This window comes from uncultured Mobiluncus sp. (genome assembly GCF_947254095.1).
GTDB lineage: Bacteria > Actinomycetota > Actinomycetes > Actinomycetales > Actinomycetaceae > Mobiluncus.
In genome coordinates, this window is the sequence record NZ_CAMYBV010000009.1 from 16289 (window position 1) to 27861 (window position 11573).

Here is an 11573-nt window from a genome sequence, read left to right on the forward strand (position 1 = left end):
TCGGGCTGGCAAGGGCTACGAAAAGGGCGAGTGCCAAAAGTTCTGGACGCTGCTGTTGCGTGACGTGCTGGGCTACGTGCGCATGGACTCGGTGTTGTTTGAACATCGCGTCGCTGGCGGTGGTTTCATCGATGTGTGGATTCGCGATGCCTCCGTGATGGTGGAGCAAAAATCCCTGGGGGTGGACTTTGACGCTCCCGAGATGCGGCAGGGGGTTTTAAAGACCCCGTTGGCGCAGGTGTGGGATTATGCCGCGGATTCTGCACGTGCCGAACCGCCAACAAGGTGTGGTACACAATCGTCCACGAGACGAAAAGTTAATCTTATTTACCAGAAATAATGACAATATGTCAATTTAGACTCTTGCAAATTAGTTAAAACCCACCTAGGGTAGAGGTGAATAAAGAAAAAAATTGGAGGTTATTATGAAAATTCGACGTCAAACTTTACCTGTTACTGCTCTGTTCGCTATCTTAGCGTTGTTTGCAGGCTTCATGATGCCAACTGCCCAAGCATCTCCGATTGCAGATGACGGCACGGGTGACCAGCCAGTATCAACCAGTGCACCCTCAGTCAATTCACCAAGATCATCTACTCAGGAATTAGATCCCACAGGCTACTGGACGGAAGAAAAGATGCAATCTGCAATTCCTGCAGACGAATTAGCTTCCGAGTTTTATCAAACCGACACCAAACCATCCAGTCAACAATCTAAAGGTGTTAGTTTGGGAGAGGATTTGTCTCATCCTGTGTACCCCGAATTGCCGACAGTAACACGAACCCGGAACACGGCCGTCCCATCAACTGCTGGAAAAGTGTTTTTCACTTATAAAGGTAAAAACTATGTGTGCTCGGGCTCGGCAATTAACGGTTCGACGAAAAACGTAGTGTCCACCGCAGGACACTGCGTACATGGGGGAAAGGGAGAAGGATGGCATTCAAACATTGCATTCGCGCCTGGATACTACAACGGCGTGTCAGGATACGGCCTGTGGAATTGGAAGACGGCACACACCTTTAAAGGATGGATTGACTCATCAGATTTTTCTCGCGACCAAGCATTCTTCACCGTGTATCCTCGCAACGGAAGATCCTTAGTGGCTACAGTTGGTGGTAATGGGCTTTCTTATAACTATGGACACAATCAGACTGGAGTGAGAATATGGGGTTGGCCTGCAGAAAAACCATACCATGGTACAACTCCTTACTACTGTGACGGGAATACCAGGAAGCGGGGTTTTTGGTCCAGCGACATGGTAATGCCCTGCGGTATGACCGGTGGGGCAAGTGGAGGTCCTTGGCTACTAACAAGAATCAATGCGAATCTGGGATACGTTTACGGTGTAACATCTCGCCGAACAACTTCAGGGGATAAGTTGCTTATTTCTACACCTTTCGATAACGCGGTAAAGGATCTTTTCCTAGGTATTAAATGAGCCTGATAAGGAGGCGTTGGCTGCCTATATTGGTCGCAATAATTATTATCTGCCTTGTGATTGGGCTAGTTCTGCTTGCTTTGCATTCACGGCAAGCTACTCCAGTGCAGGACTCTCCAACCTCAACGCAAGCACCTGTAGGTGATAGTAATTACTGGACCAAGAAGCGAATGGAGTCAGCTACTCCTGCTCCCATGCCATCGCCGTAAAACAGCGTTATTTCACAGTAACGTTTCCCCAGTTCAAGCTCGCTCACTTTATCTTTTATGCGCATACTGAGGCGGGGCTTGCCCCAGCGTCCGTCCAGGCGCACGTGTACTGCGTGATTATCGGGTTTTCCTACACGGAGCGGAAAGTGAAATACGTGTGGGATTATGCGTCAAGGCAGGCTGTTTTGCCGGGTGACGCCGCCGGGGGCACCGCGTCTCGGGGCTTGGTGGGGTCCTGCTCTGTTTCTCTAAGCAACGTAGTTGCTAAGAGAAACTACGAGCACCCACAGGCTCCTTCGTCGGGTGCCCTCCCGCCGGCGCAGCGTACCAGGCGGGGAGGCGTCGGGGTGCGACGTGTGGTGAGTCGCTTGAACGGATACCTCGCGGACGCGCCGGATGTGTTCTTGGAGCGCCAGATGAAGCCGCTGTGTGATGTGCCGGAAATGTCAAAGGGATTTCAGCCCACTGACAATGGATTTCTGCTGCTGTCACCCGAAGAACGTGCGGAGCTGCTGGCGGTCGAGCCTGGAGCCGAGCGCTGGGTGCGGAAGTTTTCTATGGGGGCGGAGTTCATTAGGGGAGAGGATCGTTACTGTTTGTGGCTGGAAGGTATTACCCCTAACGAGCTGGCTGCCTTACCGAAACTGCGCTCACGGGTGGAGGCTTGCCGTGCTTGGCGTCTGGCGCAGGTAAAGACTGGAGACGCCTACAAACTTGCCGACCGACCGCACCTCTTGCGCCCGTGCGGAAAATTCCAGGATGGCATATATATCGGGGTGCCCCCAGTGTCCTCGGAGCGCCGTGATTATATTCCGATGGGTTTTGTTACGGACGGTATGATTCCAGGAAATCAACTGTATTTCGTGCCGACCGATTCGCGCTATGTTTTCGGGGTTTTAGTCTCGCGGGCGCATAATGCCTGGATGCGCGTGGTTGCTGGCAGGTTGGAGATGCGTTACCGCTACGGCAACACGACGGTGTACAACAACTTGGTGTGGCCCGATGCCACCCCTGCCGAGCGTGAGCGCATTGAACACAGCGCGCTGGGAATTTTGGAGGCGCGTGCGCTTTATCCGGACGCTTCCCTCGCCACGCTCTATGACCCGGACTTGATGCCGGCTGAGTTGCGGGAGGCACACCTCGAAAATGACCGCGCGGTCGAGGCAGCCTAGGGTCTGTCGACCGATTGCAGCGAAGCGGACATTGTCTCGCACCTCTTTGCTCTCTATACCGCAAAAATGCCGGCGGTTACTCCCCGCGCGGGAAACTCAACAGGTTCTTCAAATACCCCGTGACCTTGGACAAGTCCGTGTGTCCAGCGGAGGAATTCGTTTCCAAATTGGGTTGGGACACCCCTGCGTAAATATCCGCAATGGCGTCGGCGCATTTTTCCATCACGACCTGACGGCGCACCTTCATGGAAGGCGTCAGCATTCGGTTCGCCTCGGTGAAATCGAAAGGCAGAATGCGAAACTCGCGGATAGATTCCGCCCGCGAAACTCCGGCGTTGGCTTTTGCGATGGCGCGAGAAATGGAGGCGTGCACCGCTGGGTGACGTGCCGCAGCCGTCACGTCCATCGGGTCCAGGCCCTTCTTCTTCAGCCAGCTCGGCAGCATTTCCCCGTCGAGCGTCACCAGGGCGCCAACGAAGGGCTTGCCTTCTCCCACCACCATAATCTGCGAAATCAGGGGGTGGGATTGCAGCGGCTCCTCCAAGGTTGCCGGGGCAACGTTCTTGCCCCCGGCCGTAACCAGAATTTCCTTGGCTCTGCCGGTTATCTTCAGCAGTCCGTCTGGGTTCATCTGCCCCAAATCCCCCGAGTGCAGCCAGCCTTCCGCGTCGAACACTCCGTCGTTGCTCTCGGGCTTGAGATATCCGGGACTGATGGTCGGGCCTCTCATCAGGATTTCTCCCTCCGGGGTGACGCGTATCCGCGCGCTGCGCACCGGCGGTCCCACGGTGCCAATGCGATGCAGTTGCAGGGTGTTCACGGTGACTGCGGCGCAGGATTCCGTCATGCCGTAGCCCTCCAGCACGTCGACGCCGACTCCGCGATAGAAATGTCCCAGGCGCTCGCCCAGGGCGCCTCCACCGGAAACTACGAACTCGCATCTGCCGCCCAGCAGTCCCATGAGTTTACGGTAAACGAGCTGTTCATAAAGGGTATGACGTGCCCTAAGGGCGCGTGAGGGACCCTCGGTGGTGTCCAGGGCGCGAGAATACTCAATCGCCGTGTTCACAGCACGATTGAAGATAATGTGCTTTGGTTTGGAACGGCTGGCTTGGTTTTGAGCCGAGTTGTAGATTTTCTCCAACACTCGGGGCACCACCAGCAGGTAGGTTGGCCGAAAAGAGGCGATATCGGGCAGCAGGTTCTTGATGTTCGGGGAGTGGGCAATCACGCCGGAACCGCTAATCATGAAGATTTGAAGCAACCTGGCGTAGACGTGAGCCAGGGGAAGGAACAGCAGCAGCCGGGCGCGCGGATCCTTCGAGAAATCCGGCATCCAATCCATGTTGAACCACACTAGGGAGGTGAAGTTTCCGTGCGTCAGCAGGGTGCCTTTCGGATCTCCAGAGGTTCCGGAGGTGTAGATAATGGTGGCAAGCGTGTCCATATTCAAGCGTTTGCGCGCCTCATCCACTTCCACCTGCGCGACGCTGCGGCCTGCCTCGTGCAAAGCCGCTATCGCCCCAAGATCCAGGGACAGCACCTTCACCTCGCGATTTACCTTATCTGCGGCGGCGGAGATGGCCTCCGCCAAGCGCGCGTCCTCCGCGAAGGCAATCTTGATTTCCGCCTGGCTCAGGACCGTTCCAATCTGGGCGATGGAGGAAGTCTCGTACAGCGGCACGTTCACCGCGCCCAAGCTCCAGCACGCGTAATCCAGCAGCGTCCACTCGTAAGATGTGTGCGCCATCAGCGCCATACGATCCCCGGCTTGCAATCCCAGCGCCAGCAAGCCGCGCGCCACCGAATCTACCTCGTCAAGGAATCCGCGTGCCGTAATCTTTTGCCACTCGCGGCCCAGGCCCGCCTTTCGCTCGATGATGGTGCCGTCCGGGTCGCGCTTTACCCTGTTGAGCAGCATCTTCACAATATTCCACGAGTGGGGTATGTTGCCGGGAGCGGGGTTGAAGGCCTCTATCGTGCCATCCGGAAGGGTTTTGACCTCTATGGGCGAGACGTATTCTTCGGTCATTGGGGGAGATTCTTCCTTGATAAATTCTGCGGAACAAAAACGCTAGCGGACCTACTTTGTAGGTTTTTCGGGTTTCGCCGGTTTTGCCGGGGGCTCACCCAGCTCGGCGGCGCTGACCTGGGGGTATTCGACCTCGCCAGCGACAAACTCCAGCTTGCCCTCCACGTGGTTGGCGGCCACCAAGTCGACGCGTGCCGCCTCGGCACACGCCACGTCGGGCTCGGGGAAAGTCACGGTGGCGTGCAAGAATGGGGTGCGCTGGGACACTTTGGCATCCGACTTGACCTTACGGAGGGCCGACAGTGCTCCGCCGGCCGCCCGCAACACCTGGGGATTGCCGCTCACGCTATCCAAACCGTCGGTGCTGGGCCAAGCCGTCCGGTGCACCGACCCGGTGCGATACCAGGACCACACTTCCTCGGTGGTGAAAGGCAAGAACGGTGCGAGTAGGCGCACCACGTTATCAATCGCCAGCGCCAGGGTCGTGCGCGCGGAAGCGACCGCGGCGCTATCGGCCGCCGGATCCTTGCCGTAAGCTCGGTCCTTGACCAGCTCCAAGTAATCATCACACAGCGTCCAGAAGAAGCTCTCGGTCACTTCCAGGGCGCGAGCATGGTTCATTTCCTCGAAAGCCTTGGTTGCGGAGGTAATGACTTCCGCTAGGGTGGCAATCAAAGACCGGTCTACCTCGACTGTTACCAGCGCCGGATCCAAGACCAGGTCGGCGTCCCCGCCCATCGAGAGCGCGAACTTCGACGCGTTCAACAGTTTGATAGCCAAACGCCGCCCGACCTTCATCTCGCCTTCGTCAAAGGCCGCGTCCGTCCCCAACCGGGCCGAGGCCGCCCAGTAGCGCACCGCGTCGGAAGAGTGCTTTTCCAGCAGTCCCATCGGGGTCACCACGTTGCCTTTGGACTTCGACATCTTTTTGTGGTCAGGATCCAAAATCCAGCCCGAAATCGCGGCCTGGCGCCACGGCAGGGCGTCAAACTCCAGGTGGGACCGCACCACGGTCGAGAACAGCCAAGTACGGATAATGTCTTGACCTTGGGGACGCAAGTCCATCGGGAAAGTCGCCGCAAACAGCTTTTCGTCCCGCCCAAAACCCGAATAGATTTCGGGGGTCAGGCTGGAGGTCGCCCAGGTGTCCATAATGTCGACTTCCGCCACGAAACCGCCCGGCACGCCACGCTGAGATTCATCGAATCCGGCGGGTGTGTCCGTGGTCGGATCGATAGGCAGCACGTCCTCGCTGGGCAAAATCGGGTGGTCAAAGTCCGTTTCACCAGAGTCCTTGACCGGATACCACAGGGGCAGCGGCACCCCAAAGAAACGCTGACGGGAAATGAGCCAGTCAGTGTTCAAACCGTTGACCCAGTTCTCGTAGCGAACCCGCATAAAGTCAGGCACAAAGTCCAGCTCACGCCCGCGCGCCAACAGTTCCTCGCGCAAATCCGTGCCTCCTGCGGTGCGGGCATAAGGCTGGCCGCCGTTGCGGATGTACCACTGGCGTGAAGTCACGATTTCCAGGGGCTTGTCGCCTTTTTCATAAAAGTTCGTCATACGCTGGGTCGGTTTCGGATCCCCCAGCATTTCCCCGGATTCCCGCAATGCCTCGACGATAGCTTTCCGGGCGGAGAACGCCGTTTTCCCGGCGGTTTCCTGGTACAGTGCCCGGCCGCGCTCGGAAGTAATCCAATCCGGCACGTCAGGAATAATCCGACCGTCCTTGCGCAGGATGACGCGGGTCGGCAGCTGCAAATCCCGCCACCAATCCACGTCCACCAGGTCGCCGAAAGTACAGCACATGGCGATACCTGAACCCTTGTCTATCTCGGCCTCGGGGTGAGCCAACACGGGAACCCGCACGTCAAACCCTGGTGACGTGACATAGGTACCGAACATATCGGCGTAACGTTCATCGTCGGGGTGGGCAATCAGCGCGCAGCACGCCCCCAGCAGTTCCGGACGGGTCGTCTCGATAACGATGTCGCCTTTGCCGTCCTCGCGGTGGAACGCGAAAGAATGGTAGGAGCCGGGATAGTCGCGCGCCTCCAACTCGGCTTGTGCCACCGCGGTCTGGAACGTGACGTCCCACAGACCCGGCGCTTCGGCAGCGTACACCTCGCCTCGAGCAAAGTTACGCAGGAAAAACGTCTGGGCCACCTTTTGCGCAGGCTTACCGATAGTCTGCATCGTGTAGGACCAGTCGATAGACAGACCCAGCGTCCGCCAGAGTTCCTCGAACTGTTTTTCGTCTTGCGCGGTCAAGCGTTCGCACAGCTCCACGAAGTTTTTGCGGCTGATCGGCACCTGGTCAGCGTTTTTGATGGACTTGCCTTCCCCGCCCTCATACGGAGGAGTGAAGTCGGGCACGTAAGGGAGGGACGGGTCGCAACGCACCCCGAAATAGTTTTGCACCCGGCGCTCGGTCGGCAGACCGTTGTCGTCCCAACCCATCGGGTAAAACACGTTCTTGCCGCGCATCCGCTGGTAACGCGCCACCAAATCCGTGTGGGTATAGGAAAACACGTGACCGACGTGCAGTGATCCAGACACGGTGGGCGGCGGGGTATCGATAGAGTAAACGGCTTCCCGGGTAGTGTCGGGGTCAAAAGCGTAAATCTGTGTGTCCGCCCACACCTTGCGCCATTTGTCCTCAATCCCGTCCAGGGTCGTCTTTGCCGGTACGCTCGGAGCGTTCAGTCTCTCGGTCATCGTTTTCCTTTTATTGTTGTGATTTACCTGCAATAGTCTACCCGCTCGCGTTCCCGCTACCCTAACGGGTTCGGTGGGGCGGGGGTTATTTCTGGGTCGCTTTGGCGTCCCCGGCCATGGCGCCCTCAACCATGTGTACTACGGCTCGCGAGAATCCCGCGTCCTCGCCCGCCAGCAAACCGGCGATGGTGGAGCCGCCGGGGGAACACACCCGATCGACCAGTTGGCCGGGGTGAGCGCCCTTTTCCAAACCGTTTTGCAGCATGAGGGCGGAGCCCAGCAGCATCTGGGTCGCGGACTCGATGGCCGCAGTCTTCGTCAGGCCCGCAGCCACGCCGGCTTTTGCCAAGGCTTCCACGTAGGTATAAGTCCAGGCGGGGGCACACCCGGCAATGGCGGTAAACGCGGGGAACAAGGATTCCTCCAGCTCGACCGTGCGCCCCACCGCGTTGAACAGTCCCAGGGCGTACTGCTTTTGTTCCGGGGTTACCGCCGGGTTCGCGCACAAGGCCGACATGGCGGCGTTGACCTGGGCGTTCAGGTTTGGCATGACCCGCACGATGGGGGTCTCCGGGGACAACCAGCCCTCCAGATGGTTCAGCCCGACCCCTCCGGCGATAGAAATGACCAGCTTTCCTCCCAGTTCCGGGGCAATTTCGGTGAGGACTGCGCCGATATGTTTCGGTTTCACGGCGACGACTACCGCGTCAACCGCCGCGATCAGTTCCCGGTTAGAAGCCACCTGCTGGGCTCCGAACTCTTTGGTCAGCGGGTGTTCCCCCGGGGTCACACCGAAGTCAGAAAAACTCAGGTCACTGGCCTTGACGAAGTCGTGCTTCAGGGCTCCCGCCGCGATTGCCGAACCCATGGCACCCATTCCAATAAAACCGAGTTTCATCTTGCCTCTTTTCCTGATTTGCGCAGTTTTCCCTGGCGCTCAGAGCAAACCGCCGGAGTCGTTTTCCTATAGGCTAAGTCTATAGCGTGGCTCTGCAGCCAAAAATTTTGGAAAGGTAACCAAAAGATGAGCGTCACACCCGGACCCGTAAAGCCGTCCTCACACCCTCTTGACCCCCAAAGTTTCGGAATTACCGTTCCCGAAACGCGCCCGGCCCGCCAGCCGGGACGAGTGCTGGTGACCGGGGCTTCTACCGGCATCGGCTGGGAAACCGTGAAACAGCTGTGTGCCTGCGGATGGGAGGTTCTAGCGACCGCCCGGCGCGCCGAAAGGCTGGCCGCACTGGCTTATGAGACGGGCTGTGCGGCTTTTGCCGCTGACCTGACCATTCCTGAGCACGTGCAGGCGCTGTTTGAGTGGGCGACCGCCGAGGGACAGGTCGTGGACGCGGTGGTCAATAATGCCGGGGGAGCGCGCGGCACCGACACCGTAAGGGAGGCAAAGCTGGAGCGGTGGAAAACCATGTACAGCATCAACGTTTTGTCCTCCCTGCAGGTCACTCAGGCTTTCCTGCCGCAAATGTTGGCTCACGGGGGTGGGGATTTGGTGTTCGTCACTTCGACTGCCGGTCACGAGACGTATCCGGGCGGGGCGGGTTATACCGCCGCCAAGCACGCCGAGGCGATGCTGCCCGAGACGTTGCGCCTGGAGCTGGTGGGTAAACCGATTCGGATTATCGAGATTATGCCCGGTTTGGTGCAAACCCCGGAATTTTCCTTGGCCCGCCTAGAGGACAAGGCTGCGGCGGAGGGCGTTTATGTCGGGGTGGACTATCCGCTGGTGGGGGCCGATGTCGCCCAAGCTATTGTGTGGACCTTGAACTTGCCGGCGCACGTGAATATCGACCAGCTGAAAATCAAGCCGGTGGAACAAGCCACCAGCACCATCAAAGTCCGCCTGGACAATTCAGCCAGGTGAACCATGGCGCGGATTGTTGTTATAGGAGCCGGTTGGCGTGCCGACAGGGAGCGTAGCGAGTGTGTGTCGGCGCGTGGTGGTGTGGAGCCGGTGAAAAAACGTTGCGGGGCAACGTTTTCGGCGGAACTCCTGAAGAGAAACGGATATTAAGATGGCCCGGATTGTTGTTATAGGGGCTGGTATGGCCGGCCATTCGACAGCCCTCGGCTTAAAACACCGCCTAAAAGACGACCACGATGTCATCGTTATCAGCCCCGGCTCAGCGTGGACGAATCCCGACGTCATGGCCCAGATTGCCTCCGGCCTGCAGTCGGTGCAGCGCCAAATCGTTCCGCTCGGTCCTCTCTATCGGCGCAAAGGAATTATTTTTCACCAGGGCGTGGCCACCGCGGTTTACCCCAAGGGCTACCGGGACGACCCGCGTCCCCAGGTCCAGATGACTTTTACCGGCTCACATCTGGAGGGGGAAGTCGCGCGGGTGCCTTACGATTACCTGGTCATCGCCACCGGGCACGACATTGATCGGGTCGCGGGCATTCCCGCGGAAGCGACCACGGTGCCGACCTGTGTCCTGGACCGCCTGGACAGCGCCATCGCGGGGGAGGCGGAACTGCGCAGACTGCTGTTTGAACTGCAGGATTCCCCGGTGGACGACAAGCCGAAAGTCATCGCCATCGGTCGGTCCGCCCGCGGCATGGGTGGTTTCTACGGGGCGCTGGAATATGCCTTGTGCGTGGACGAGGTGCTGCGGGCCGCTTTCCTGCGCTCCCGGGTGGAACTGCACTTTTTCGACGCGGGACGACCGTGGATGTACGGCCACACCGACGACCCGAAGATGGAAGAGGACATGCAGACCGCCCTCGTGCATCTCATTGATCGGCACCGCCTGATTCTGCACAAAGATATGCGCCTGGCCTCGATCAATGGGCGCAGAGTCAGGTTTGTCCCGGTACACGGCGAGAGCCAGCCCGAAGAAATGGAATGCGATTTGGTGGCGGTGGAAGCGGCGCGGGTCCTCACTCCCTTGGCGGTGCATGACGCGAACGGAGCGGATTTGCGCGAGGACTTGTACGACGGCTGGGGGCGGCTGCGGGTGGACGCGAAAACCCAGCAAAACGGCTCCGGCCAAGTGGTGACAGTCTTGCCGCGCACTTTCCGCAATCCCACGTATCGCAATATTTTTGGGATTGGTTCGGCTATCGCGATGGACACGCGCGAACTTACCGCGGATAGCGATTCTGTCCCGGCACCCGTCCCGATGCAGACTCGTGACATGGCTCACTTGATGAGCCGCCAGGTTACGGATTTGATTATTGAGGAACTGACCGACCAGAAAAACAAAGTTTTGCCTGAAACCTTGGAAGAGATTGAATCAGTGTTGAGTTTGTGTTGGGATTACGGGCTGATTTCCTCGCGGGGTTTCTATGCAGAGCTGACCTACCCAAAGAAAGGTAAAGACGCCGCGCGGCAGGTGCTGCGGGTACGTCACGGTTTGGGACCCTATTGGGCAGTGCGGATGGAGCGTTTCTTGGAACGCTACCGTGCCAAAGGCCGCGCCCTGTGGTGGATGCTGCCCACGTAAGAGCCTATTCGGAATCTTCGTCCGGTTCCGGCACCGCGTCGGGAAGCTGCTCGGCCAAATGCTCAAAGAAATCCTCGCTGGATTCCAAGGCGCAGCGTACCTGTTCGTCCAGCTGCGCGTCCGTCAAGCCGGTACGCCAGCTGATGGGCAGTTCCGTATGCACGTAGACTTCGCGATCCTCGGTCACTCGCGCGTAGGCTTTCGGCCAGTAGTAATCCGTGTTCCAGCGGTTACAAATCGAGTTAATCAGGATGAAATCGTCTAGTTCCGGTTCTCCGCGCCAAGTGCCGCGCACACAGAGGATAGTGTCCTTTTCTCCGGTTACCTGGAAGTAATAGATGCCGTTTTGCCAGGCCCCGCCTACATCGCCGTCGTGGTTGACCTGGTAACTCCAGTTGTGGCCTTCCAGGACTTTCTTAACTCGGTCACGAGTCAGGTTGGGCAGCCTATTGACGGAAAAAGGCGCGTTGTCGAATGGCAACTCGAAAGGATTATCGAAAAAATCCCCGCTGTCCTCACTCATGGCCCGTCTCCTCCCGACTGGTGGT

8 protein-coding genes and 1 pseudogene are annotated in these 11573 nt (G+C 58.3%); 5 read left to right on the top strand and 4 right to left on the bottom strand.

Features of this window, described 5'->3' with window-relative positions:
- Positions 1–13: 13 nt before the first annotated feature.
- From Q0X47_RS04465 to Q0X47_RS04475, 3 genes and pseudogenes are all read left to right on the top strand, one after another.
- A pseudogene (locus tag Q0X47_RS04465) lies at positions 14–340 on the top strand (type IIL restriction-modification enzyme MmeI); the annotation flags it as partial.
- Positions 341–425: 85 nt separating this feature from the next.
- Positions 426–1436: a serine protease gene (locus Q0X47_RS04470; RefSeq protein ID WP_297723319.1), complete on the top strand. Its 1011-nt coding sequence runs from the start codon at positions 426–428 to the stop codon at positions 1434–1436.
- Positions 1437–2001: 565 nt separating this feature from the next.
- The gene (locus Q0X47_RS04475; RefSeq protein ID WP_297723321.1) at positions 2002–2817 is read left to right on the top strand and encodes a type IIL restriction-modification enzyme MmeI; all 816 of its coding nucleotides are present in this window, start codon (positions 2002–2004) and stop codon (positions 2815–2817) included.
- Positions 2818–2893: 76 nt separating this feature from the next.
- Here the strand turns inward: Q0X47_RS04475 and Q0X47_RS04480 are convergent, their stop codons facing one another.
- From Q0X47_RS04480 to proC, 3 genes are all read right to left on the bottom strand, one after another.
- A complete protein-coding gene (locus tag Q0X47_RS04480) occupies positions 2894–4849 on the bottom strand; it encodes a long-chain fatty acid--CoA ligase (protein WP_297723323.1) in 1956 nt (651 codons plus the stop codon).
- A 51-nt stretch (positions 4850–4900) separates the two neighbouring features.
- Entirely contained in the window at positions 4901–7567 is a 2667-nt protein-coding gene (valS, locus tag Q0X47_RS04485; protein ID WP_297723324.1) for a valine--tRNA ligase, read from the bottom strand.
- Between the two features lie 85 nt (positions 7568–7652).
- Positions 7653–8465, bottom strand: a complete 813-nt coding sequence (gene proC, locus Q0X47_RS04490; protein ID WP_297723326.1) for a pyrroline-5-carboxylate reductase — start codon at positions 8463–8465, stop codon at positions 7653–7655.
- Positions 8466–8591: 126 nt separating this feature from the next.
- On the opposite strand from proC, the gene Q0X47_RS04495 reads away from it, so the two are divergent.
- The gene (locus Q0X47_RS04495; RefSeq protein ID WP_297723328.1) at positions 8592–9443 is read left to right on the top strand and encodes an SDR family oxidoreductase; all 852 of its coding nucleotides are present in this window, start codon (positions 8592–8594) and stop codon (positions 9441–9443) included.
- 151 nt (positions 9444–9594) lie between these two features.
- Entirely contained in the window at positions 9595–11025 is a 1431-nt protein-coding gene (locus Q0X47_RS04500) for an FAD-dependent oxidoreductase (protein ID WP_297723330.1), read from the top strand.
- A gap of 4 nt (positions 11026–11029) precedes the next feature.
- Here Q0X47_RS04500 and Q0X47_RS04505 read toward each other — a convergent pair whose 3' ends face one another.
- Positions 11030–11548, bottom strand: a complete 519-nt coding sequence (locus Q0X47_RS04505; RefSeq protein WP_297723332.1) for a YbjN domain-containing protein — start codon at positions 11546–11548, stop codon at positions 11030–11032.
- Positions 11549–11573: the final 25 nt, after the last annotated feature.